The sequence below is a fragment of the Bradyrhizobium arachidis genome (genome assembly GCF_024758505.1).
Classification (GTDB): domain Bacteria; phylum Pseudomonadota; class Alphaproteobacteria; order Rhizobiales; family Xanthobacteraceae; genus Bradyrhizobium; species Bradyrhizobium manausense_C.
The window spans coordinates 2,583,376-2,607,006 of the sequence record NZ_CP077970.1 but is presented as its reverse complement, the minus strand read 5'-3'; the positions used below and the strand labels follow the sequence as shown (position 1 = coordinate 2,607,006).

At 64.8% G+C, this 23,631-nt stretch carries 20 protein-coding genes and 1 pseudogene; 14 read left to right on the top strand and 7 right to left on the bottom strand.

The genetic code is table 11. From position 1 onward, the window contains the following. Positions 1-50: 50 nt before the first annotated feature. The gene (locus KUF59_RS11520) at positions 51-536 is read left to right on the top strand and encodes a flavin reductase family protein (protein ID WP_212457319.1); all 486 of its coding nucleotides are present in this window, start codon (positions 51-53) and stop codon (positions 534-536) included. A gap of 85 nt (positions 537-621) precedes the next feature. Here KUF59_RS11520 and KUF59_RS11515 read toward each other — a convergent pair whose 3' ends face one another. Together KUF59_RS11515 and KUF59_RS11510 are read right to left on the bottom strand one after the other, a co-directional pair. Further along, positions 622-1,476: an SDR family NAD(P)-dependent oxidoreductase gene (locus KUF59_RS11515; protein WP_249140176.1), complete on the bottom strand. Its 855-nt coding sequence runs from the start codon at positions 1,474-1,476 to the stop codon at positions 622-624. Position 1,477: 1 nt separating this feature from the next. Next, positions 1,478-2,035 (bottom strand): carboxymuconolactone decarboxylase family protein, encoded by a 558-nt coding sequence (locus KUF59_RS11510; protein ID WP_212457321.1) that lies wholly within the window; start codon positions 2,033-2,035, stop codon positions 1,478-1,480. Positions 2,036-2,122: 87 nt separating this feature from the next. Between KUF59_RS11510 and KUF59_RS11505 the strand changes: the two genes are divergently transcribed. Next, complete coding sequence (locus KUF59_RS11505; protein WP_212457322.1) at positions 2,123-2,662, top strand: VOC family protein; 540 nt, start codon at positions 2,123-2,125, stop codon at positions 2,660-2,662. 63 nt (positions 2,663-2,725) lie between these two features. Here KUF59_RS11505 and KUF59_RS11500 read toward each other — a convergent pair whose 3' ends face one another. Continuing rightward, entirely contained in the window at positions 2,726-3,643 is a 918-nt protein-coding gene (locus tag KUF59_RS11500; protein ID WP_212457323.1) for a LysR family transcriptional regulator, read from the bottom strand. Between the two features lie 154 nt (positions 3,644-3,797). Here KUF59_RS11500 and KUF59_RS11495 point away from each other — a divergent pair, with 154 nt between their 5' ends. The 4 genes and pseudogenes from KUF59_RS11495 (at position 3,798) to pyk (ending at position 8,917) form a co-directional block, all read left to right on the top strand. After that, the gene (locus KUF59_RS11495) at positions 3,798-5,096 is read left to right on the top strand and encodes an MFS transporter (protein ID WP_212457324.1); all 1,299 of its coding nucleotides are present in this window, start codon (positions 3,798-3,800) and stop codon (positions 5,094-5,096) included. A gap of 18 nt (positions 5,097-5,114) precedes the next feature. After that, complete coding sequence (locus KUF59_RS11490; RefSeq protein WP_258769454.1) at positions 5,115-6,188, top strand: tartrate dehydrogenase; 1,074 nt, start codon at positions 5,115-5,117, stop codon at positions 6,186-6,188. Between the two features lie 6 nt (positions 6,189-6,194). Beyond that, positions 6,195-7,489: pseudogene (locus KUF59_RS11485) on the top strand (glycerate kinase type-2 family protein). 3 nt (positions 7,490-7,492) lie between these two features. Beyond that, a complete protein-coding gene (gene pyk / locus KUF59_RS11480) occupies positions 7,493-8,917 on the top strand; it encodes a pyruvate kinase (protein WP_212457326.1) in 1,425 nt (474 codons plus the stop codon). A gap of 93 nt (positions 8,918-9,010) precedes the next feature. Here the strand turns inward: pyk and KUF59_RS11475 are convergent, their stop codons facing one another. Together KUF59_RS11475 and KUF59_RS11470 are read right to left on the bottom strand one after the other, a co-directional pair. Further along, on the bottom strand, positions 9,011-9,967 hold the full coding sequence (locus KUF59_RS11475) for a LysM peptidoglycan-binding domain-containing protein (protein ID WP_212457327.1): 957 nt from the start codon (positions 9,965-9,967) through the stop codon (positions 9,011-9,013). A gap of 117 nt (positions 9,968-10,084) precedes the next feature. Then, on the bottom strand, positions 10,085-10,552 hold the full coding sequence (locus tag KUF59_RS11470) for a MarR family winged helix-turn-helix transcriptional regulator (protein WP_258769453.1): 468 nt from the start codon (positions 10,550-10,552) through the stop codon (positions 10,085-10,087). A gap of 143 nt (positions 10,553-10,695) precedes the next feature. Between KUF59_RS11470 and KUF59_RS11465 the strand changes: the two genes are divergently transcribed. The 3 genes from KUF59_RS11465 to KUF59_RS11455 all read left to right on the top strand — a co-directional run bounded on the left by KUF59_RS11465 (position 10,696) and on the right by KUF59_RS11455 (position 14,324). Beyond that, positions 10,696-11,901: an ABC transporter substrate-binding protein gene (locus KUF59_RS11465; RefSeq protein WP_212457328.1), complete on the top strand. Its 1,206-nt coding sequence runs from the start codon at positions 10,696-10,698 to the stop codon at positions 11,899-11,901. 19 nt (positions 11,902-11,920) lie between these two features. After that, a complete protein-coding gene (locus tag KUF59_RS11460) occupies positions 11,921-13,099 on the top strand; it encodes a cytochrome P450 (protein ID WP_212457329.1) in 1,179 nt (392 codons plus the stop codon). 97 nt (positions 13,100-13,196) lie between these two features. Next, positions 13,197-14,324, top strand: a complete 1,128-nt coding sequence (locus tag KUF59_RS11455) for a threonine synthase (RefSeq protein ID WP_212457330.1) — start codon at positions 13,197-13,199, stop codon at positions 14,322-14,324. A gap of 341 nt (positions 14,325-14,665) precedes the next feature. On the opposite strand, the gene KUF59_RS11450 is transcribed toward KUF59_RS11455, so the two are convergent. Then, positions 14,666-15,382 (bottom strand): hypothetical protein, encoded by a 717-nt coding sequence (locus KUF59_RS11450; protein WP_212457331.1) that lies wholly within the window; start codon positions 15,380-15,382, stop codon positions 14,666-14,668. Between the two features lie 271 nt (positions 15,383-15,653). Here KUF59_RS11450 and KUF59_RS11445 point away from each other — a divergent pair, with 271 nt between their 5' ends. From KUF59_RS11445 to KUF59_RS11430, 4 genes are all read left to right on the top strand, one after another. Beyond that, on the top strand, positions 15,654-16,577 hold the full coding sequence (locus KUF59_RS11445) for an ABC transporter ATP-binding protein (protein ID WP_212457332.1): 924 nt from the start codon (positions 15,654-15,656) through the stop codon (positions 16,575-16,577). After that, on the top strand, positions 16,574-17,335 hold the full coding sequence (locus KUF59_RS11440) for an ABC transporter permease (protein WP_212457333.1): 762 nt from the start codon (positions 16,574-16,576) through the stop codon (positions 17,333-17,335). The genes KUF59_RS11445 and KUF59_RS11440 overlap by 4 nt, the downstream gene beginning before the upstream one ends. Before the next feature lie 290 nt (positions 17,336-17,625). After that, the gene (locus KUF59_RS11435) at positions 17,626-18,405 is read left to right on the top strand and encodes a L,D-transpeptidase (RefSeq protein WP_212457334.1); all 780 of its coding nucleotides are present in this window, start codon (positions 17,626-17,628) and stop codon (positions 18,403-18,405) included. Positions 18,406-18,566: 161 nt separating this feature from the next. Further along, the gene (locus KUF59_RS11430; RefSeq protein ID WP_249140178.1) at positions 18,567-19,499 is read left to right on the top strand and encodes a glycerophosphodiester phosphodiesterase; all 933 of its coding nucleotides are present in this window, start codon (positions 18,567-18,569) and stop codon (positions 19,497-19,499) included. 5 nt (positions 19,500-19,504) lie between these two features. Here the strand turns inward: KUF59_RS11430 and KUF59_RS11425 are convergent, their stop codons facing one another. Continuing rightward, the gene (locus KUF59_RS11425) at positions 19,505-21,784 is read right to left on the bottom strand and encodes a spermidine synthase (protein ID WP_212457336.1); all 2,280 of its coding nucleotides are present in this window, start codon (positions 21,782-21,784) and stop codon (positions 19,505-19,507) included. Between the two features lie 204 nt (positions 21,785-21,988). Between KUF59_RS11425 and KUF59_RS11420 the strand changes: the two genes are divergently transcribed. Further along, positions 21,989-23,590: a phytoene desaturase family protein gene (locus KUF59_RS11420; protein WP_212457337.1), complete on the top strand. Its 1,602-nt coding sequence runs from the start codon at positions 21,989-21,991 to the stop codon at positions 23,588-23,590. The last annotated feature ends 41 nt before the right edge of the window (positions 23,591-23,631 follow it).

Here is a 23,631-nt window from a genome sequence, read left to right as displayed (position 1 = left end):
TCGACGGAGCGGCGACGCCGCTCCGTCCGCTGGTGCGGGGCCGTGGCAACATGAACATGCAGACCATCGATCCCAAGCGCTTCCGCTCCGTGATGGGCACCTTCCCGACCGGCGTCGCCATCGTCGCGACGGAGTGGGAGGGCGACCTGTTCGGCGCGACCATCAACTCGCTGACGTCGGTGTCGCTGCAACCCTGCATGCTGCTCGTTTGTACCAATGAAGGCAGCGCGACGGGCGCGGCGATCCGGCAGCGCGGATTGTTCTCGGTGAACATCCTCGGCCAGCATCAGTCCGAGCTGTCGGCGCGTTTCACTGGGAAGCTCGAGAGCCGGTTCGACGATTTATCCATTGCCTTTAGCGCCGACGGCCTGCCGCTGCTGCAGGGCGCCGCGGCCCAACTCTGCTGCCGGGTCGCGGCCGTCCACAAGGCGGGCGATCACGACATCATTTTGGGCGAGGTGCTGTCGGGCGAGGAAGCCGCCTGCAATCCGCTGGTGTTTCACAAGGGCAGCTACGGCGGTTTCCAGCGTGGCTAAAGCGCGTCATCGCGCTTTAGCTTTTTTGTTTGGCGCATGATCTCTTCGGAAAACCGCCGCGCACTTTTCCGGATCATGCGCAGGCCTACATCCCGCTCAGCCCGCTGTCGACCGCAAGCGTCTGCGCGGTGACATAGACACTTTCATTCGACAGGAAGAACAGCACGGCATAGGCGATCTCCCAGCCGGTCGCCTGGCGGCCGAAGGGAATATGGCCCTTGCCGCGCGAGGGACGGCCGGCGCCGGCCTCGCGGCCGTTCGGCGTGTCCACGAGGCCGGGATAGACGAGGTTCGCCCGGATGCCGTTGCGCGCGCCGAGATGGGCGATGTTGCGCATCAGGCCGCCAAGCGCCGCCTTGGACGAATCGTAGACCGCCATCTGGGAGCCGGCGCGAAGTGCCGCGATCGAGGAGATGAACACGATCGAGCCGCCCTTCTCGAATCTTGGCAGCGCCGCCCGGCAGCACAGCATCGGCCCGCGCACGTTGACGTCGTAGATCCTGTTCCACTCGTCGGTGCTGACATTATCGAGCCCGATCTTGCCGAAAGTGCCGATGTTGAGGACCATGCCATCAAGACCGCCCATGACGCGATGGGCTTCGTCGATCATGCTGATGACGTCGGCCTCCGCCGTGACGTCGGCCGCCACAGCCGTTGCGCGGCCGCCTTCAGCCGCGATGCGCGCAACCGTATCCTCGGCGGACGCGCGGTTGACGTCGGCAACCGCGACATGCGCGCCCTCGCGGGCGCAGAGAACGCTCATGGCACGGCCATTGCCGATCGGATCGGTCGCCGCATCGAAGACGCGCTGACCGCCGCCGACGATCAGGATGCGACGTCCGTTGAGCCGGCCCCGGCCCGGCGCGGTGCCCGACGATTCCGCGCTGAGCGGACGCACATAGCGTTCCGGCTTGCCGTCGTCGTGTGAGCTCTCCGCCATCTCAGCTCCGTTTTTTGCCGCCGTCATACACCTTCATGCCCGCGGCGGGATCGAGATCAGTCTCGGTCGCCTCGGTGAGGCGCGCCATCATCATGTAGAAACCAAGCGCGACGATCGATTCCACGATCTCCTGGTCGCTGAAGTGCTTGCGCATGCCAGCAAAGGCGGTCTCCTGCACCCGCACCTTCTCGACGACCTCCCGGCCGAACACCAGCAGCGCCTGCTCGGCGGCGTTCAACGACGCGTCGGCATAGTCGCCGCGCTCCACAGCGTCAATCTGGCTCTGGGTGACGCCAACGCCGAGCGCGATCGGCACGTGCTGGCGCCATTCATAGGCGCCGCCTTCGAGCTGCGCGGCCTGCAGGATCAGGAGCTCGCGATTGACGGCACTGAGCTTCTGCTTGTGCAGGATGGAATTGCCGAGCCGCATCGCCGGGATCATGTTGGCTTCGGCATGCGCCATCATGCGAAAAATGTTGAGCTTGACCGGCATGCGGTCGAAGGACGCGCGGATGTCGCCGCTCGTCGCCTCCGGGTCAATCAGGGGCAGCCTTGCCACACGTCTCTCCCTTTTTTGGTTTGTTGTTCGTTGCATCGCCCTTACCCGTCCGCTAGTCAAGACTAGGCGAACCCAGGTAATCAAGCCATGAGCCGCATTTTCGGAGCCGTCCGCCAGAACGGATATATCGTCCGCGACATCCATGCCGCGATGGAGCACTGGATCAAGATCATGGGCGTTGGTCCCTGGTACTACATGGACCGGGTGAAGACCGACTATTTCCGGCATCGCGGCGTGGACTCGCCCGTCGAGATGAGCATCGCGCTCGCCAATTCCGGCGATCTCCAGATCGAGCTGATCCAGCAGCGCAACGACGCGCCGTCGATGTACAAGGAGTTCCTCGATCGCGGGCGCGAAGGGCTGCAACACATGTCCTACTGGAGCACGGACTACCAGGCGCTCTACGACCGCGCGCTGTCGCTCGGCTACAAGGTCGGCCATGAGGGCCAGATCGGTGGGCCGCAGGGACGCTTTGCCTATTTCGACACAGAGGCGCATCCCGGCACGGTGATCGAGATCTCCGACATCAGCGGCGCCAAGGGCCGGTTCTTCGAGCACGTCCGGCAGGCCGCGCTTGGGTGGGACGGCTCGCGGCCGATCCGCGAGGTCGGCGGCGCCAAGCGGTAAAGCGTTTTCAAGCGAAGTGGGCACCGGTTCGCGTCAAGAAAACGCGTCAAAACAAAAAGGGGATCAAGCGTCCTTCGCGTAACTGCGAAGCTTCGCTTCGAGGACCGACAGCATCGCGTCGCGCGCGGGGTCGCGCGAGCCGCGCAGCCACGCGGCCGCGAGCGGCAACCGGCCGGCGGGACCGCTTCCCTTCAACCTGAGCGGCAGGAATTTGACGCCCGGGATCGCCATCCGCGTCGTCCAGCGCGGCACGATGGCGATGCCAAGCCGGGTCGCGACGAGATTGATGATGGTCTGCTTCTCATCCGCGACCTGCACGACACGCGGCGCGAGCGCGGCCTCCTCGAACAGCTTCATCGTCAGATCGTGGCTGTGCGGGCGCGAGCGCCGGTCGGGCACGATCATCGGTTCATCGGCGATGTCAGCGAGCGACACCGATTTCCGCTTGGCGAGCGCATGCCGCTGCGGAAAGGCGACGATGGCGGTCTCCATCAGCAGCGGCTGGAATTCGAGCCGCTTGTCCGCCCGATCGGGCGGACGAACGAAGGCAAGATCGAGTGCGCCGGACAGGATTTTTGGCAAGAGCCGGATGGTCTTCTCCTCCAGGAGCTGGACGGCGACTTCAGGATGCTTTGCGCGAAAATCCCGCAGCAGGGACGGCAACAAGCCCGCGGCGGCGCTGTCGATCGCGCCGACGCGCAGGCGCCGCGCACCTTGCGTGCGCGAGCGGTTGCGCAGGCTGCTCTCGACGGCCTCCACGCGAGCAAGAATGGCGCGCGCGTCGCGGAGCAGCGACGCGCCGTCATCGGTCAACGATACCGCGCGGGTGGTCCGGGCGAACAGCCGTGTCCCCAGATCCTCCTCGAGCAGCTTGATCTGACGCCCGAGCGCGGACGGCAGCATCTGGACCTGCTGCGCGGCGCGGCCGAAATGCAACTGCTCGGCGGCTGCCACGAAGCATCGGAGCTGGTGCAATTCCATGGTCGGCCGTCCTCCTCGTATCAGGGGCGATTATATCATTTTTTTGTATAAACCCGAGCCAATTGAGTCCACCTGGTCCACCCGCCTAGGCTTCCCCGTGGCGTAACCAGACATGGCCGCCAACTAATAAAGACCAAGATCCATGGAGGCCAAGGTGGCAAGCGAGCTTCAGACGCGCGTGCTGCGCAAGATTACCCTGCGCATCGTTCCTTTCATCATGCTCCTGTACTTCGTGGCCTTCATCGACCGGGTCAACATCGGCTTCGCGTCGCTGACCATGAACAAGGACCTCGGCCTGTCGCCCGCGGTCTACGGCTTTGGCGCCGGCATCTTCTTCTGGGGCTACTTCATGTTCGAGGTTCCCTCCAACATCATCCTGCACAAGGTCGGCGCCCGCATCTGGATCGCCCGGGTCATGATCACCTGGGGCTTGGTCTCCGCCGCCATGGCCTTCGTCCAGGGCGCGACGAGCTTCTACATCCTGCGCTTCCTGCTCGGCGCGGCGGAAGCCGGCTTCTTCCCGGGCATCATCCTCTATCTCTCCTATTGGTTCCCGGCGCAGCAGCGCGCGGCCGTCACCGCCCTGTTCATGGCGGCGGCGCCGCTCTCCACCGTGCTCGGCTCGCCCCTCTCGGGCGCGCTGCTCGAGATGGACGGGCTGCTCGGCTTCAAGGGCTGGCAATGGCTGTTCGTGCTGGAGGCACTGCCCGCGGTCGCGCTTGGCTTCGTCGTGCTCGGTTACTTGACCGACCGGCCCGAGCAGGCCAAGTGGCTCGCCGACGACGAACGCAACTGGCTGGTCCAGACCATGACGACCGAGAACGCACAGAAGGCGGCGACCGCAAGCCACAGCATCTGGGCGGGCCTCGCCGACATCCGCGTGCTCGCGCTGTCCCTGGTCTATTTCGGCACCTCCGCCGGCCTTTATACGCTCGGCGTCTGGGCACCGCAGATCATCAAGCAGTTCGGATTGTCGGCGCTCCAGGTCGGCTTCCTCAACGCCGTCCCGCCGACGGTCGCCGTGATCGCGATGATCTTGTGGGCCCGCCACTCCGACCGCACCGGCGAGCGCACCTGGCATGTGGTGCTGGCTTGCGTGCTCGCGGCGATCGGGCTTGGCCTTGCGGGCATGGCGACGGGTGTCGTCGCGGTGCTGATGGCGCTCACACTGGTCAACATTGGCATCTCCTCCTCGAAACCGCCGCTGTGGAGCATGCCCACCATGTTCCTGTCAGGCTCGGCGGCCGCGGCCGGCATCGCCACCATCAACTCGATCGGCAATCTCGGCGGCTTCGTCGGACCGGCCATGATCGGATGGATCAAGGAGCAGACCGGCAGCTTTGTCGGCGGCCTCTACTTCGTCGGCGGCCTGCTCGTTCTCTCCGCAGTCCTGACTTTGCTGCTCTCCCGCTCGCAAGCCACCCGCACTGAACCTGCGACCCAACCCCGCTAATCCCAAAGGAGCATTCCCATGCGCACCCACTCGATCGCAGCCATTCCCGCCGACGGCATCGGCCCCGAAGTCATCTCGTCCGGCATCCGTGTGCTGGAAGCACTTGCCAAGCGCAGCGGCGACCTCGCCTTCAACTTCAAGACCTTTGATTGGGGCTCGGACTATTACAAGAAGCACGGCGTCATGATGCCGTCGGACGGCCTCACTGAACTGAAGAAGTTCGACGCCATCTACTTCGGCGCGGTCGGCGCGCCCGACGTGCCCGATCACATCACGCTGTGGGGCCTGCGGCTGCCGATCTGCCAGGGCTTTGACCAATACGCCAATGTGCGTCCGACAAAAATTCTGCCCGGCGTGGCCTCGCCGCTGCGCAATGTCGGCGTCGGCGATCTCGACTGGGTGATCGTGCGCGAGAACTCGGAAGGCGAATATGCCGGCATGGGCGGCCGCGCTCACAAGGGTCTACCCGAGGAAGTCGGCACCGAGGTCGCGGTCTTCACCCGCGTCGGCGTGACGCGGATCATGCGCTACGCCTTCCAGCTCGCGCAGTCGCGTCCGCGCAAACTCCTCACCGTCGTGACCAAGTCGAACGCGCAGCGCCACGGCATGGTGATGTGGGACGAGATCGCGGCCGAGGTCGCGCAGGAATTTCCCGACGTGACCTGGGACAAGATGCTGGTCGACGCCATGACCGTGCGCATGACGCTCAACCCGAAGAGCCTCGACACCATCGTCGCGACCAATCTACACGCCGACATCCTGTCCGATCTCGCCGGCGCGCTCGCTGGTAGTCTCGGCGTCGCGCCGACCGGCAACATCGACCCACAGCGCCGCTTCCCCTCGATGTTCGAGCCGATCCACGGCTCGGCCTTCGACATCACCGGCAAGGGCATCGCCAATCCGGTCGCGACCTTCTGGACCGGTGCGCAAATGCTGGAGCATCTCCGCGAGAAGGACGCCGCCGCACGGCTGATGTCGGCCGTCGAGAAGGTCTGCGCGGCCGGCGTGCTGACGCCCGACGTCGGCGGCAAAGCCACCACCAGGGAGGTGACCGACGCCGTGATCGACGCCATCCACGGCTCCAACGTCTGAGCTGCGATGCGCGCCGAATGGACGGACGCGCGGGCACGCCTCGTGTTGCGGCGGATGTTCGACGCCGCAATCGCCAACGCCGATCCCAGGCTGACGATCGCGGGCGCATTGCCGGCGAAGCCGAAGGGCCGATGCATCGTCATCGGCGCCGGCAAGGCGTCGGCGGCGATGGCCGCCGGTCTCGACGCCACCTGGCCCGATGTTGACGTGTCGGGTGCCGTCGTCACCCGTCACGGCCATGCGGTCCCCGCGGGCCGCATCGAAATTTTGGAGGCTTCGCACCCGGTGCCGGATGCGGCGAGCCAAACCGCGGCAAGGCGGATGCTCGCCGCTGTGCAGGGCCTGTCCGCGGATGATCTCGTCATCGCGCTGATGTCCGGAGGCGGCTCGGCGCTGATGACGCTTCCCGCGCCGCCGATGACGCTCGCCGACAAGCAGGCGATCAACCGCGCATTGCTGGCGAGCGGCGCGACCATCGCGGAGATGAATATCGTCCGCAAACATCTCTCCGCGATCAAGGGCGGTCGGCTGGCGCTCGCCGCGCGTCCCGCGCGCCTCGTCACGCTGGTAATATCAGACATCCCAGGCGATGATCCCGCGGCGATCGCCTCGGGCCCGACATTGCCTGATGTCAGCACCCGCGACGATGCGCGCGAGATCATCAACCGTTTTGGGATCGAGCTGCCCGAAGCCGCGCGGCTTGTCCTCGAGACAGCAGACGAAACGCCAAAACCCGGCGAGCTCGACACCGACGTCCGTATCATCGCCGCTCCCGTCCTCGCGCTCGACGCGGCCGCCCGGATCGCGCGCGACGAAGGCCTGACGCCGGTCATCCTGGGGATGCGATCGAGGGCGAGGCGCGTGAGCTTGGAACCGTGATGGCCGGAATTGCGCAATCGATCGCCCGGCATGCGCAACCAACCGCGGCGCCGGCCGTTCTGCTGTCAGGTGGAGAAACGACGGTGAGCATCGGCCGGGGCCCTGCGGGCCGCGGCGGGCGCAACACCGAATTCCTGCTCGCCCTCGCCGTCGCGCTGTCAGGCGTGCCCGATATCTGGGCTATTGCCGGCGACAGCGACGGCATCGACGGAACCGAGGATGCTGCCGGCGCCTTGATCGCCCCGGATACGCTGGAGCGCGCGAGCGCCAACGGCCTCGATGCGCGCGCCTTTCTGGCTGCACATAATAGCTACACATTCTTCGACCATCTTGGAGACCTTGTGCGCACCGGGCCAACGCTTACAAATGTCAACGACATTCGCGCCGTGCTGATTCGCACGACCAAACCTAGGACGAGGTGATCCATGCGTCGTCATCGACGGGCCAAGATCGTTGCAACCGTCGGCCCCGCGAGCTCATCGCCGGAAATGCTGAAGGCGCTGTTTCTCGCTGGAGTCGACACCTTCCGTCTCAACTTCAGCCATGGCAAGCAGGAGGACCACGCGAAGGTCCATGCCGCGATCCGCAAGCTCGAGCAGGACGTCAACCGTCCGATCGGAATCTTGATGGACCTCCAGGGTCCAAAAATCCGCGTCGGTACGCTGCACGACGGCAAGATCGCGGTCGAGGCCGGCGAGACGATCCGCTTCGTGCTGTCAGGGTCGGAGGGCGACCGGAGCTCGATTCCGCTGCCGCACAAGGAGATCTTTGCAGCCGTAGCGCCCGGTCACGACCTCCTGATCGACGACGGCAGGGTCCGCGTGCGCGTCACCGGGCTCGGCAACGACGTCATCGACGCCAAGGTGATCGTCGGCGGCACCATCTCCAATCACAAGGGCGTCAACCTGCCGGGCACCGTGCTCGATCTGTCGCCGCTGACCGCAAAGGACCGCGCCGACCTCGAATACGGTCTCCAGCTCGGTGTGGACTGGGTCGCGATGTCCTTCGTACAGAAGCCGTCCGACGTTCTCGAGGCGCGCGGCCTGATCGGCGAGCGCGCCGGGCTGATGGCGAAGATCGAAAAGCCCGCAGCGCTCGATCGCATCGACGACATCATCCAGTTGTGCGACGCCATCATGGTGGCGCGCGGCGATCTCGGCGTCGAGATTCCGCATGAGGACGTGCCCGGCCGCCAGAAGGAGCTGGTGCGTGCCTGCCGGCTCGCGGTGAAGCCCGTGATCGTCGCCACGCAGATGCTGGACTCCATGGTTGCGGCCCCGACGCCGACGCGCGCCGAAGTCTCCGACGTCGCGACCGCGATCTATGACGGCGCCGATGCGGTGATGCTGTCGGCGGAATCGGCGACCGGCCGCTATCCGTGCGAGGCGGTCGAGATGATGGACCGCATCATCCGCAGCACCGAGCAGCACAAGATGTATCGCTCGATCGTCGAGGCGACCCAGCCGGGCGAAGAGCAGACGCCGCCGCATGCGGTCGCGACCGCGGCCGCCGACCTCGCCTCCGTCGTCCATGCCGCCGCGATCGTCGCCTATACGTCGAGCGGCACGTCGGCCGCGCGCGTCGCGCGCAAGCGGCCGAGCCTTCCGATCCTGGCGATCACGCCGAGCCGCGAGGTATCGCGCCGCCTCTGCCTGCTCTGGGGCGCGCACAGCGTCTTGTCGCCGGACGTGCAGAGCTACGAGGAAATGGTCCAGCGTGCGACCACGTTCGCGCGTCAGGAGGAATTTGCGCGTCAGGGCGATCTGCTGGTCGTCGTGGCCGGCATTCCCTTCGCGCAAGCCGGTACTACCAACAATCTTCGCGTCGTCACGGTCGGCGCACCGGACTAGAGCTTTTTCCGTTCCGATGGAATCGGAACGGAAGCTCTAGATCTTGCTTTGACGCGTTTTCTTGAACGCGATCCGGTTCGCTGGAAAAACGCTCTAGGGTCTCCGCGCCGGATTTGGCGATGACGCGGGCGGCGGCGCCGCGGCGACCGCGTCAGCCGGCTGCAGATGACGCGGCACGATGATCGCCTGGCCGACGGTGAGCGGCGCATTTTCAGGCAAAGCGTTGATCTGCGCGATCGACCAGGCGGGAACGCGATGGACCGCCGCAATGCTCTCAAGCGTGTCGCCGGCGCGAACAGGGAGGCGAACTCCGGAGTCCCACAGCTCCACCAGCGTGTTTGCGGGCACGAGATAGCGCAACGGCACGGCATCGGCCTGGGTTCGCACCGAAACGCGCGGCAGCTGCAACACCATCTCGACGATCTGGCGGTGGATGTCGTCGGACTTCTCGATGTTGATGTGGGTGACGCGCTTGTTCTCCTTCAGGTCGAAGCTCGCATAATGGCCGCGATAGCCGGGCTCGGCCACGACGTCGCCGCCGCCGAGCACGTCGTCGGAGAGGAAGATGTTGATGAAGCGCTCGACATTGAGCGGCACCTTGCCGGTCGCGTGCGCGGGATCGATGGTGATGACGAGGCTGATCGGAATGTTCTCCTTCGCCGCCATCTCGGAGAAGACAATCGAGCAAAGCCCGCCCATGGAGTGCCCGATCAGGACGATCGGCGCCGGCGTTTCACGATACTTCGTCAGCGCGCGCTCGGCGACGAACCGGCAGATCGTGAACTCGTAGACATCGGCGGAAAGACCGGCCTTCGAGAGCTTCTCGGCAAGCCTGTCCATGCCGGTCGAGAACAGCGGCCCCATCGCGCCACGGAACAGATAGACGCGCGGCTGCGGCATGGGCTCGGTATCCGCGGGCGGAGCCGGCGCAACGGTCTCGACCGCGACCGGCTTCGGCTTCGACTTCGCGGGCGAGGCCACCGCAGTCGTGGACCAAAAGGCGAGCAGCATTCCCGCTGCAAGCACCACAATTCGCCTCGGATCGACCATGCGTCCCCATACGAGCCCAAGGGAGCCACGAATGGCTTCCCGGAGGGCTTACTGACCGCCGAATTGGCGGATTTTGGGGCGGGATCTTCGCCCTGATAGGCCAGCGCCGCTGATCCTTCACCCGCCGCTCTCGAGCGGCACCATGCGGTCGAGCAGCGCGAGCAGCGTGCCGCGCTCGGCTTCGGTGAGCGGCGCGAGCATCAGGCGGTTGTAGGGCTCCGTGGTGCGCGCGGCGTCGTTGATGAGCTTGGTGCCCTTTGCGGTGAGAACCAGTTCGACGGCACGGCGGTCGGATTTGGAGCGGTTGCGCTTGATGGAGCCTGATGACTCCAGCTCGTTCAGGATCTTGATCAGGTTTGGCAGCTTGAGCCGGAGCAGGCTTGCGAGGCTGCTCGGGGGAATGCCGGGGTTGTCGCGGATCAGCGTGAGGATCGCATAGGTCGCCGGCGTCACGCCGAACGCGGCAAAATGCTCGTAAAAGCCCTCGAAGAACTTCAGTTGCGCGAGCCGCAGCATGAAGCCCGGCGTTGCCCGAAGTGCCCGCAAATCCAGCGATTTCTTCCGTTCCGATTGAATTGGTCTCACGACTCACAGGCTCCGGTTTTGCCGTCGCCGCCAGTCTACCTGCGCGAGGCGAATTGACACTGCGGAAAATAGATATAAAATATAACTATTATACATCGGCGGCGCCCAAAGACCGGCCAAGACCGCAGGAGGAGGAGGAGACAATGAGCATCACGTTGCTGCGGAAGGCGTGCGTCTGGACCTTGTTGCTGGCGCCCGTGCCGGCACTCGCGCAGGACGCAGTGAAGATCGGCATCCTGAACGACCAGTCCGGTCCGTTCGCGAGCTATCAGGGCATCGGCTCCGTCGTGGCCGCCAAGATGGCGGTCGAGGACTATGGCGGGAAGGCGGGCGGCAAGCCCGTCGAGGTCGTGGCCGCCGATCATCAGAACAAGACCGACATCGGTATCGGCATCGCCCGGCGATGGTACGAGAACGACGGCGTCGACGCGATCTTCGACGTCCCCAATTCCTCGATCGCGCTCGCGGTCGCCGGCATGAGCGCCGAGAAGAACAAGGTGTTCGTGGGATCGGGCGCTGGCACCGCGCTGCTGACCGGCGAGAAGTGCACGCCGAACACCGTACACTGGACCTACGACACCTATGCCTATGGCCGCGGCCTCGGCAAGGCGATCGTCCAGCAGGGCGGCAAGAAGTGGTTCTTCATTACCGCCGACTATGCTTTCGGCCACGACCTCGAGAAGCAGGCGTCCGAAGCCGTGAAGGCGTCGGGCGGTCAGGTGCTCGGCGCCGTCCGTCACCCGCTCGGGACGGCGGACTACGCCTCGTTCCTGCTTCAGGCCCAGGCTTCGGGCGCCGACATCATCGGCATCGCCAATGCCGGCGACGATACCATCACCTCGATGAAGCAGGCCGCCGAGTTCGGACTGACCAAGGACCACAAGCTCGCCGGGCTGATCCTCGGCATGAACGGGCTCCCTGCCCTCACACTGCGGTTCGCGCAAGGCGCCCAGATCATGAATCCGTTCTACTGGGACCTGAACGACGACACCCGCGCCTTCGCAAAGCGCTTCGCCGAGCGCATTCCGTCAAAAGCCTATCCGAATGACATGCAGGCCGGCGTCTACGCCTCCGTCATTCACTATCTCAAGGCGGTCGATAAGGTCGGCGGGGCCAGGGACGGCAAGGCCGTGGTGATGGCGATGAAGGACATGCCGACCGACGATCCGCTGTACGGCAAGGGCTACGTCCGCAAGGACGGCCGAAAAATCCATCCGCTCTACCTGCTCCAGGTCAAGTCGCCCGACGAGTCGAAGTCGGCCTGGGATCTGCTAAAGGTGGTCGGTACCATCAAGGGCGAAGACGCATTCCGCCCCGAAACCGACGGGCAATGCCCGCTGGTGAAGTAGCAAGACGGGCGAGATGACGATGAGCAGCATCGCATCTTACGCCGGCGACCCGTTCGCTCCGGACTTCCTGGCGGACCCTTATCCCGCCTATGAGGCCCTGCGCGCGCTCGGCCCCGTGTTCCGGATCGAGCGCTACGACATCTGGGCGATGGCGCGCTATGCCGAGGTCGAGTCCGCGCTGAAGGACTGGCGCACCTTCATCAGCGGCGAAGGCGTCGGCCTCAATGGGATGAACCCGGCGCTACCAAAACCGCTGACGCTCCAGATCGACCCTCCCGATCACGACAAGGGCCGCCGCGTGCTCGGCCGCACCCTGTCACCGGGCATCGCCAGGAAGCTGCGCGAGACGTTTCAGAAGGAGGCCGTGATCAAGGTGTCGGAGCTGCTCGACAGGGGCACATTCGATGCGATGCGCGATCTCGCGGAAGCCTATCCGATGAAGGTGTTTCCGGACGCCATCGGCATCCGCCCCGACGGGCGCGAAAAGCTTTTGGCCTGGAGCACCTTCGTCTTCAACAGTTTTGGCCCCGACAACGAGCAGCTCGCCGCAACACGGCAAGCCGGTCTCGCAGCGCAGAGCTGGATCATGGAGTGCTGTGCGCGCAGTGCGTTGCAGCCCGACAGCCTCGGCATGATGATCTACGAGGCCGCCGACGAGGGCGAGATCACCGAGCAGGAAGCGACCCATCTGGTGCGGCCGTTCCTCACGGCCGGGGTCGACACCACCGTCAACGGCATCGGCAATGCGGTGCTGGCGCTCGCCACCCATCCCGACGAATATCGCAAGCTGCGCGAACGGCCGGAGCTGGCGCGCAACGCCTTCGAGGAAGGCCTGCGTTACGATTCGCCGGTGCAGACGTTCTTCCGCACGACCTCGCGCGACGTCGAGATCGGCGGCGCGGTCATCCCGGCGCATCGCAAGGTGCTGCTGTTCATGGCATCCGCCAACCGCGATCCCCTGAGGTGGGATCATCCTGAAAGCTTCGACGTCGAACGCAGCGCGACCGGGCATGTTGGATTCGGCGCCGGCATCCATGCCTGCGTCGGCCAGATGATCGCGCGCCTCGAAGGCGAATTGATTCTAGGCGAGCTTGCACGGCGGGTGAAGACCATCGAGCTCGCGGGCGAGCCGAAGCGGCTGCTCAACAATTCCCTGCGCGGACTGACGAGCATGCCGGTACGCGTAACGGCGGCCTGAGACAGCGCCGCCGTCCTGCGAGCCCTGCAACGCCGGAATTGACACCCTCATTCCGTTTCGGCAGTTAGAATCATCGAGCTCCAGCCGGCACAGAGAGATGACGACACCATCCTACATCGAACCGCTCAGCGGGACGCTCTACCCGCTGGATATCCCCCGCTGGTGCTCCGACGACCGCAAGCCGTTGATGATGACGCCGCTCAAGGGCATCTCCCGCGACGACATCGATCGCAGCCAGCGTTCGCTGTGGCGCTATCGCGCGTCCCTGCCGGTCGATATCGCAAGGCCGATCTCGATGGGTGAAGGCTGCACGCCGGTCGTACAGAAGCAATGGGGGAGCTTAAGGCCCTACTTCAAGCTCGAATGGTTCAACCCGACGGCCAGCTTCAAGGATCGCGGCACCACGGTGATGCTCTCCTTCATCCGCCAGCTCGGCGTGAACGCCGTTCTGGAGGACAGTTCGGGCAATGGCGGCGCCTCGGTTGCCGCCTATGGCGCCGCAGGCGGAATGAAGATCAAAATCCTTGCGCCCGCATCGACCTCGCCGATGAAGATCGCGCAGGTTCGCGCCTACGGCGCGGATATCCAGTTGGTGGAGGGACCGCGCGAGGAATCGGAAGCCGAAGCGATCCGTCAGTCCAACGAGACCTTCTATTCCAGCCACAACTGGCAGCCCTTCTTCCTAGAGGGTACGAAGTCGCTGGCCTACGAGATCTGGGAGGATTTTGGTTATACCGCCCCCGACAATGTGATCGTGCCCGTCGGCGCCGGCTCCAGTCTGCTCGGCTGCTATCTCGGCTTCAAGGAACTGCTCGCGGCGGGCCAGATCACGCGGATGCCAAAGCTGTTCGCATCGCAGCCACTCAACTGCTCACCGCTCGATGCAAGCTTCACGGCCGGCCTCGACACGCCGGTGGCGCGGGAGGTCCGCAAGACCATCGCCGAGGGCACGGCCATCAAGCACCCGTTGCGCTTGCGGCAGATGGTGGCGGCGCTGAAAGAGACCGGCGGCGGCACGGTCGCCATTCCCGAGGAAGGCATCATCGCCGGCCTGAAGAAGCTGGCCGCGACCGGCCTGTTTCCCGAGCCGACCTCGGCCAGCGCCGCCGCGGCACTGGACGAACTCGCGCAACGCGGCGCAATCCGATCGAGCGAACGCACCGTCGTCGTCATCACGGGTACGGGGATCAAGGCCGCGTCGGTGATGGCCGAAATCCTCGGCTAGCGGCGCGCGACCCAAACGACCTCCGAGCGGGGGGCTCTCGAGGTCGCCAACCTTTGTGGGAAGGTTTTCTCCCGGTTTGGGGGCTCTCTTGGGGTCGGAGTGTGCCGGGAGCCTGGAGTTGACTCCGCACCGGTCAAATCGTTCCATTTTTTCCCGGTCGCTTATCGCGCAACGGAAACGTTCGCAGACCCCCGCGATTGGCCAGCATGTCCGACGCTTGGTGCAGGTTCCCAGGGAATGAACTGTCGCAGCCAGCGATTCCCACGACAACGACTGGCACAAAAGCAAAGCCCCGGTGGGACACTGGGGCTTTTTCGTTCGATGATCGTCGCTGTTCGGCGCTAGCGCGCCGGTGCCGCAGTTGCAGCCGCCGAGCGTGCGGGCTTCGGCGCGTTCGGATCGGCGGGCGCGGCCGGCGCACGCGAGCGCAGCACCACCGCATCGATCTCGGCGATCACCCGGCGCTGGATCAGCTCGTTCTTGTCGATCGAAATGTGGCCGGCACCGGTGCCGCGGACGTCGACATTATCGAGCTTGCCGCGGAAACCGTTGGCGGCCCTGACCGGCTCGCCGGGACCGTCGCCGATATAAAGGTTGATGTAGCGCTCGGCGCCGGTCGCGAGCCGGGTCTTGAACACGGAATCGAGCCCGATCGCGAGCTTCACGGGAACGCCGAGCTGATTGAGCTTTGCAATCATATCGGGCAGCGCGGTCGCGCCCGAGGAATGCCCGACCAGGATGATGGTCTTCAGCCGACCAGCCTTGTAGGCGGTCGCGGCCTCGTCGGCGAGCGAGGACCAGGAGACGAAATTGGCAACCGTGACCGGGATGCCCTGGGCCTGGAGGCGAGCACCGATCGTGTCGAGCCCAAGCGAGAAGATGTTGAGCACGCCACGGAGCAGATAGACATGCGTGGTCGCGGCGCCCGGCGCCGTCGGCGCGGCCTTCACAGCCGTCGGGCTGATGGCAACTGCGGAGAGCAGCACAAGGCAAAGCGCCCACATGCGGATGGTGGACAAGTGGCTTGCGCCGGCTGCTTTAAGGCCGTGAGGTCTCATCGATCTTCCCTGGGAGCACACGCTTCGCGATAGCGGAATCGTAGCCTCCCCCTGCTCGCACACGCAACAAGGAGGCGCGTGAGCGGCGATCTTAGCCCGCCTGCGTGTCTTGCGTGCAACAGTTGCCCGGAACCGGCCATGTAACAGCCTGTTTTGAGACCATTTTTCTCCGGGGAATTGCAGGCGGGGGATCGCATTCCTATTTCAGGGCTCCGCTGCCCGCCTGCCCCGAGCGGTTCCAGCACCCCTTCCCCCATCCTGCCGGCTGTTCATGTCTTCCATCATTTCCGTTTCCAACCTGTCGAAGACCTATGGGTCCGGCTTCAAGGCGCTGAAGAACATCGATCTCGACATCAGGCGCGGCGAGATCTTTGCGCTGCTCGGCCCCAACGGCGCCGGCAAGACTACGCTGATCTCGATCATCTGCGGCATCGCCAATCCAAGCGAGGGCACGGTCACCGTCGGCGGCGAGAACATCCAGACCTCCTACCGCAAGGCGCGCTCGCTGATCGGGCTGGTGCCGCAGGAACTGCACACCGACGCCTTCGAAAGCGTGTGGGCGACCGTCAGCTTTTCCCGCGGCCTGTTCGGCAAGCCGAAGAACCCGGCCCATATCGAGAAGGTGCTGAAGGACCTCTCGCTCTGGGACAAGAAGGACAACAAGATCCTCACGCTCTCCGGCGGCATGAAGCGCCGCGTGATGATCGCAAAGGCGCTGTCGCACGAGCCGCAGATCCTGTTCCTGGACGAACCCACCGCCGGCGTCGACGTCGAGCTCCGCAAGGGCATGTGGGAGGTGGTGCGCACGCTCCAACAGTCCGGCGTCACCATCATCCTCACCACCCACTACATCGAGGAAGCCGAAGAGATGGCCGATCGCATCGGCGTCATCAACAAAGGCGAGATCGTGCTGGTCGAGGACAAGGCCACGCTGATGCAGAAGCTCGGCAGGAAGCGGCTGACGCTGCATCTGCAAAACAAGATCAGTTCGCTGCCCGAAAGCCTCAGCCCTTACAAGCTCGAGCTTTGCGACGGCGGCGCGACGCTGGTCTACGATTACGACACCAAGGGCGAGCGCACCGGCATCACCAGCCTGCTCGGCGACCTCCGCAACGCCGGCATCCGCTTCTCCGACCTCGACACGAGCCAATCCTCGCTCGAGGACATCTTCGTCGACCTCGTGAGGACGTCATGAATTTCCGCGCCGTTCGCGCCATCTATTTGTTCGAAATGGCGCGCACCTGGCGCACGCTGCTGCAAAGCATCGTTTCGCCAGTGGTCTCGACCTCGCTCTACTTCGTGGTGTTTGGCGCCGCGATCGGCTCACGCATCGATCATGTCGAAGGCGTGAGCTACGGCACCTTCATCGTGCCAGGCCTCGTGATGCTGTCGGTGCTGACGCAGAGCATCGCCAACGCCTCCTTCGGCATCTACTTCCCGAAATTCGTCGGCACGATCTACGAGATCCTCTCCGCGCCGATCTCCTATTTCGAGATCGTGCTCGGCTATGTCGGAGCGGCCGCGACCAAGTCGATCATTCTGGGCCTCATCATCCTGGCGACCGCGGGACTCTTTGTTCCCTTACACATTCACCATCCGATCTGGATGCTGACCTTCCTGGTGCTCACCGCCGTCACCTTCAGCCTGTTCGGCTTCATCATCGGCATCTGGGCCGACGGCTTCGAGAAGCTGCAAATGATTCCGATGCTGGTGGTGACGCCGCTGACCTTCCTCGGCGGCAGCTTCTATTCGGTGAACATGCTGCCCCAGGGCTGGCGCACCGTCGCGCTGCTCAACCCGGTCGTCTATCTGATCAGCGGCTTCCGCTGGAGCTTCTTCGAGATCGCCGACGTCAGCGTGGGCCTGAGCATCTTCATGATCAGCGCGTTCCTCGTGATCTGCATGGTCTTGATCTGGTGGATTTTCAGGACCGGCTATCGGCTGAAGAACTGACGATTGCTGTCATTCCGGGGCGTGCGAAGCGCGAACCCGGAATCTCGCGCCACAACTTCTGGATTCCGGGTTCGCCCTTCGGGCGCCCCGGAATGACGGTGAGTTGCGCTGCTCGCGAAAATGTCAGCGCTGCGAGCGAGAATCGGGCAATTGGCGGCCTTGCTTACGCCCGGCTCCGCGTTAACGATCGGATCGCGGGTCGCTGGAACCATCACCCAATCTGGCATAGTGTAGGCCGGGGGACGGAGAGCCGCGGCGCTTGCTCGAACAGGCCGGAGGCCAACAGTCAAATGCGTTCCTTTTTCATCGCTTTTTCATTGATATTTTTGAGCGCGGGCGTCGCGCAGGCCAAGGTCGAGATCACCGTCGACAAGGACAACCAGGCGATGACCGTCGCGATCGACGGCGTCGAGCGCTATCACTGGCCGGTCTCGACCGGCATCCCGTCGCGCGAAACGCCGAGCGGAAATTTCCGTGCCTTCCGCATGGAAGAGGACCACTACTCGAAGGAATTCGACGACGCGCCGATGCCGCACGCGATCTTCTTCACCAAGGTCGGGCACGCGATCCACGGCACCGACTCCGTCGGTCGGCTCGGCTCGCCCGCCTCGCATGGCTGCGTGCGGCTGTCGCGTGCGAATGCCTCGACGCTCTATGCACTGGTCCAGCAGCAGGGCGTGCTGAACACCACGGTGACCCTGACCGGCTCGGCAAGCGTGGCGATGGCGCGCAATCCGCGCGGCAGCAACGTTGCCCGCCGCGGTACCGTTCCGCAGGATCAATACAGCGCCGCCGGTGATCCCGTTGACCTGACGCCGCAGGCGCAGCCTGGCCGTAACTACATGCCGCAGAACGACGGCTACATCTATCCGGCCGACGGCACTGATACCGGCGCACGGTATCCCGCGCCGCGCGACAACCGCCGCCTGTACGATGCGCAGGTCTATCAGCAGCAGCAGTCGCGGCAGTATCAGTCCTACGATCCGAGCTACGGCCAGCAAGGCTACTATTACCGGCAGCCGCAGCCGTACTACCAGCCGCGCGGCGGTTATTACTACTATCAGAACTGACCGCCGCCCCGTCGCCCCCAACTGAGCAGCAGCGCGCGACGCGCTCCGCGGCCTGAGCGGCCGCCCGGGACAGGCCGGGGCAACCGACATGGAAACCTCCGATGCCCTCCCCTGCTTCGACACTTTTGACGGCACTGTGCGTTCTCATTGCAGGACAGGCCATGGCCCTGGACTCCTTCGATCTCGAGGCGCATCGCGGCGGGCGGGCGCTGTTGCCCGAAAACACCCTGCCTGCCTTCGCCAATGCCTTGACCATGGGCGTCGATACGCTGGAACTCGACACCGGCGTGACTGCGGATGGCGAGGTGATCGTGTCGCATGAGCGCACCCTCAACCCCGACCTCACCCGCGACGCCGCCGGCAACTACATCGCCCCGCCCGGTACGCCCTTCGTGAAGCTGCGGCTCGATGAGGCAAGAAGCTACGACGTCGGCCAGATCCGTCCCGACAGCAATTACGCAAAATCGTTTCCGGACCAGCGCGCGCTGCCGGGCACGCGGATCCCGACGTTGAAGGAGGTGTTCGCACTGGTGCGCAAGTCCGGCAACACGCGCGTGCGTTTCAACATCGAGACCAAGATCGATCCGAACCGCCCGGACGAGACGGTTGATCCCCAGACGTTCGTCGCAAAACTCCTTGGCGTCATCGACACTGAGGGACTTTCCGATCGCGTCATGATCCAGTCGTTCGACTGGCGGACGCTGCAACTGGTGCAGCGGCAGGCACCGAAGATTCCGACGGTGTACCTGACCCTGCAGCGCGGCTCCGCACCGACCATCGCACTCGACAAGGCGACCAGCTGGATGGCGGGCTTCAACCCGGCCGACCATGGCGGCTCGCTGCCGCATACGATCAAGGCGGCGGGCGGCGCGATCTGGTCACCCTATTTCGGCGACGTCACTCCGGCGCTGATCACCGAAGCCCATGCGCTCGGACTGCGCGTCGTGGTCTGGACGGTCAACAAGGCCGACGACATCGCGCGCATGATCGAGTTCGGCGTCGACGGCATCATCTCCGACCGTCCCGACTTGTTGCGCCAGGTCGCAGGCGAGAAGGGCATTGCATTACCTGAGGGAACGCCAGTCAGCCCTTGAGTCTTCTATTCGCCGTCACGCAGGCGGCGAAAGAGCGCGCCGACGATATTGGAATAATCGTCGGTCCAGACCCGCTGCTTGTCGTCGAACTCGGTCTCCTCCCATTGCTTGGAGGCGGCGAGCTTGCCGATATCGGCCTCCTCGCGCGCGGAGATCACGACGTCGGTCGAGAAGATATAGTCGGAGTCACGCCCCGAGTCCTCGTTGAAGACCCAGCTCTTGAGATCGTTGGCATCAGCAATGCCGACCACGACGGTTTCCAGATCGAGATGACGGTTGGAGACGTGCATCACCACCGCACCATGCGGCGCGAGCTTGTCCTTGTAGATCTTCATCGCTTCCTCGGTCGCCAGATGAATCGGGATGGCGTCCGAGGAATAGGCGTCGACGATGATGAGGTCGTAGGTGCCGTCCGGCTCCTTGGCAAAGGTGAGGCGTGCGTCCCCGATCACGGGCTTGATGTCCGGCGCGCAGCTATTGATGTAGCGGAAATATTTCGGGTCGCGCGCGGTATCGACCATGGTCTGGTCGATCTCGAAGAATTTCCAGTTCTCGCCGGGCTCGGAGGCGCAGGAGAGCGTGCCGGCGCCGACACCGATCACGGCGGCCTTCAAGGGGCCGCCCTTGCGTTCGCGGATCGCGGCGACGGCCTGACCGATGCCGCCATCCCTGTGGTAATAGGTGATCGGCTCGGGCCGCCCTTCGACCGGCGTGCCGTCATTGTTGCGGAAACGCTCGGCGCCGTGGATCGTGGTGCCGTGCATAAGCACGTGAAAATAGCCGCCGGGCGTCACCACGATCTTGTGCACGCCGAAGAAGCTGCGGATGGTCTCGACGCGGCCATCGTCCGCCGGATAGACCCGGGTCAGCGCCAGCGCGAGCACGACGGTGGCAAAGATCTTCCAACGGTTGGCGTTGAGCGCCAGCGCGAGCAATGCGGCCAGCACGCCGACCGCGCTGGCGACCCAGACGCGATGATCCTCGAACCAGGTCGCGACCTCGCCCGTTGAATAGGACGGCGCGATCAGTGCAATCACGAGCACGATCAGCAGCAGCCAGTAGCCATTCATGACGCGCGCAAGCCGCTCGTCGGCCGAGGGACGGCAGAGCGCGGCGAGCGCGATCAGGATCGGATACTCGGCGATCCAGGAGAAGGTGAAGGGCGCGAGCAGGCCCGCGAACAGCCCGCCGACCATGCCGCCGAAGGACAGCGCGACATAGAATCCGGTGAGGTACTTTGCGGCCGGACGCGTGCGCGCCAGTTCGCCGTGGCAGGCCATCGCAATCACGAAGAAGCAGAGCTGGTGCCCGCCGAGCGTCAGCAGCAGGTTCTGCTCGCCGCCGAAAGCCAGCAGGAAGATGACGCCGGCGATGGCGAGCGGCTGGAGCAGCAGCATCCATTTGTGTGGCAACAGCGGCCGCGACTGGAACACCAGCACCCAGGTGAGGAGATAGAGCGACAGCGGCAACACCCACAGCAGCGGCGCGGCCGCGACGTCGGTCGAAATGTGCGCGGTCACCGCAATCAGCAGGCCCGAGGGCACCGCGGCGAGGAAGATCCAGCGCGCGCGCGTGACGAGGCTCGGGGCCGGCGCATCGGTGTCCTCGGTCCGCGCATCGGCCACTGCGAGCGCTGGCGAGCGCAACAGCAGCACGCCGCACGCGGCGATCAGCAGGATCAGAAGGCCATAGCCGCCGCTCCAGAGCAGATTTTGCGTGCGAAGCGTGAACATCGGCTCCAGCAGCACCGGGTAGGACAGAAGCGCCAGGAAGCTGCCGATGTTCGACGCCGAGTAGAGGAAGTAAGGATCGGGCCCGTCGGGATGGCCGGTGCGGACGAACCAGGCCTGGAGCAGCGGATTGTTGGCGGCAAGCGCGAAGAACGGCAACCCGATCGACACCGCGAACAGACCGAGCAGCCAGAACGCATATCCCGAATTCGGCGGCTCACCGAAGGAGGTTGCGATGCCGAGCGGCAGTGTGGTGAAGGCCAGTGCCAGCAATACGAGATGCACGACCACGGGAATCCGGCGGTTTTTGATCTGCATCAGGAAATGCGCATAGGCGTAGCCGGCCAGCAGCAGCGACTGGAAGAACACCATCGCCACCGACCATACCGCAGGCGACCCGCCGAGCCGCGGCAGCACCATCTTGGTGAACAGCGGCTGCACCGAGAACAGCAAGAGCGCGCTGACGAAGATCGCGGCCGTATAGACCGTCAGCACCAGCCGGTTTCGCGACGACGACGGCTGCTCTGCGGCGGCAGATTGGACGATGGAATCCATGAAAACTCCGGCTCACCCCGGCGGGCGCCGGCGCGCCGCAATGGAGCACATGCGACATGAACGGGCAATAAATGGTGTGGTGTGGTGCAATGACGAATGCCTGATATACAGGCGTCATTCCGGGGCGGTGCGCAGCACCGAACCCGGAATCTCGAGATTCCGGGTTCGCGCTGTCGCGCGCCCCGGAATGACACTGGAAACCTCATGACCGAAACCGACGTCGTCATCATCGGCGCTGGCCATAATGGCCTCACCTGCGCGGCCTATCTCGCGATGGCGGGCTTGCGCGTGCATGTCGTCGAGCGCCGCAAGGTGGTCGGCGGCGCCGCCGTCACCGAGGAGTTCCACCCGGGTTTCCGCAATTCGGTGGCGGCCTACACGGTCAGCCTGCTCAACCCGAAGGTCATCGCCGACCTCAGACTCCCCGAGCACGGACTGCGCGTCGTCGAGCGGCGCGCGCAGAATTTCCTGCCCGCCCCGGATGGCAGCTATCTCCTCACCGGCGAAGGCCGGACGAAAGAGTCCGTGCGGAAGCTCAGCGCGCACGATGCCGAGGCAATCGACGGATTTTCGCGCGAGCTCGAAGCCATCGCCGACGTGCTCCGGCAGTTCGTGCTGCGCGCGCCGCCGAACCTGCTCGATCATTTTGGCACGGGCGCGATCCGCGAAGCCGTCAATGCGCTCGGCAGCGCCGGCATCCTGCGCAAGCTGACGCTGGAGCAAAGCCGCAGCCTGCTCGATCTCTTCACCCGCTCTGCCGGCGAGATGCTGGACGAGCGGTTCGAGAACGATCTCGTCAAGGCGCTGTTCGGTTTTGATGCGATCGTCGGCAATTATGCGAGCCCCTACGCGGCCGGCTCGGCCTACGTCATGCTGCATCACGCCTTTGGCGAGGTGAACGGCAAGAAGGGCGTCTGGGGCCACGCCATCGGCGGCATGGGCGCGATCACGCAGGCGATGGCGGCAGCCGCGCGCAAGCACGGCGTCACCATCGACACGGATGCGCCCGTGCGCGAGGTAATCGTCGAGCGCGACCGCGCCGCCGGCGTCGTGCTCGACGATGGCACGACCATTCGCGCAAAATACGTCGCCTCCAACGTCAATCCAAAACTGCTCTATACGCGGCTGGTCGCACCGGAGGCCTTGCCCGCGGACTTCCTCGGCCGCATCCGCCACTGGAAGAACGGCTCGGGCACGTTCCGCATGAACGTGGCGCTGGATCGCCTGCCTTCCTTCACCGCGCTGCCGGGCAAAGGCGATCATCTGAGCTCGGGCATCATCCTCGCACCGAGCCTTACCTATATGGACCGCGCCTATCTCGACGCGCGCGCGCATGGCTGGAGCCGGGAGCCAGTCGTGGAGATGCTGATCCCCTCGACGCTCGACGACACGCTCGCGCCGGCGGGCCAGCATGTCGCGAGCCTGTTCTGCCAGCATGTCGCTCCCGAGCTGCCGGACGGCAGATCCTGGGACGACCATCGCGAGGAGGTCGCCGATCTCATGATCGCGACGGTGGACCGCTATGCGCCTGGCTTTACCACTAGTGTGCTCGGCCGCCAGATTCTCTCACCGCTCGACCTCGAGCGGCAGTTCGGCCTGTTGGGCGGCGACATTTTTCACGGCGCGCTGACGCTGAACCAGCTCTTCTCGGCGCGGCCGATGCTGGGACACGCGGATTACCGCGGCCCCGTAAGAGGCCTCTATCACTGCGGCTCCGGCGCGCATCCAGGTGGTGGCGTCACCGGTGCGCCCGGCCACAATGCGGCGCAGGCGATTCTGCGGGATCACCGGGCCCTGTTCGGCTGAGCGAACGGACCGTGGCCAGATGACACGGATGTCATGTACGG

Coding starts and splice junctions, on each gene's coding strand:
- KUF59_RS11445 (WP_212457332.1), top strand. CDS start 15,654: ATGTCTTCCATCATTTCCGTTTCCAACCTGTCGAAGACCTATGGGTCC.
- KUF59_RS11435 (WP_212457334.1), top strand. CDS start 17,626: ATGCGTTCCTTTTTCATCGCTTTTTCATTGATATTTTTGAGCGCGGGC.
- KUF59_RS11460 (WP_212457329.1), top strand. CDS start 11,921: ATGAGCAGCATCGCATCTTACGCCGGCGACCCGTTCGCTCCGGACTTC.
- KUF59_RS11455 (WP_212457330.1), top strand. CDS start 13,197: ATGACGACACCATCCTACATCGAACCGCTCAGCGGGACGCTCTACCCG.
- KUF59_RS11425 (WP_212457336.1), bottom strand. CDS start 21,784: ATGGATTCCATCGTCCAATCTGCCGCCGCAGAGCAGCCGTCGTCGTCG.
- KUF59_RS11450 (WP_212457331.1), bottom strand. CDS start 15,382: ATGAGACCTCACGGCCTTAAAGCAGCCGGCGCAAGCCACTTGTCCACC.
- KUF59_RS11490 (WP_258769454.1), top strand. CDS start 5,115: ATGCGCACCCACTCGATCGCAGCCATTCCCGCCGACGGCATCGGCCCC.
- KUF59_RS11520 (WP_212457319.1), top strand. CDS start 51: ATGAACATGCAGACCATCGATCCCAAGCGCTTCCGCTCCGTGATGGGC.
- KUF59_RS11430 (WP_249140178.1), top strand. CDS start 18,567: ATGGCCCTGGACTCCTTCGATCTCGAGGCGCATCGCGGCGGGCGGGCG.
- KUF59_RS11465 (WP_212457328.1), top strand. CDS start 10,696: ATGAGCATCACGTTGCTGCGGAAGGCGTGCGTCTGGACCTTGTTGCTG.
- KUF59_RS11515 (WP_249140176.1), bottom strand. CDS start 1,476: ATGGCGGAGAGCTCACACGACGACGGCAAGCCGGAACGCTATGTGCGT.
- KUF59_RS11500 (WP_212457323.1), bottom strand. CDS start 3,643: ATGGAATTGCACCAGCTCCGATGCTTCGTGGCAGCCGCCGAGCAGTTG.
- KUF59_RS11505 (WP_212457322.1), top strand. CDS start 2,123: ATGAGCCGCATTTTCGGAGCCGTCCGCCAGAACGGATATATCGTCCGC.
- KUF59_RS11420 (WP_212457337.1), top strand. CDS start 21,989: ATGACCGAAACCGACGTCGTCATCATCGGCGCTGGCCATAATGGCCTC.
- KUF59_RS11475 (WP_212457327.1), bottom strand. CDS start 9,967: ATGGTCGATCCGAGGCGAATTGTGGTGCTTGCAGCGGGAATGCTGCTC.
- pyk (WP_212457326.1), top strand. CDS start 7,493: ATGCGTCGTCATCGACGGGCCAAGATCGTTGCAACCGTCGGCCCCGCG.
- KUF59_RS11440 (WP_212457333.1), top strand. CDS start 16,574: ATGAATTTCCGCGCCGTTCGCGCCATCTATTTGTTCGAAATGGCGCGC.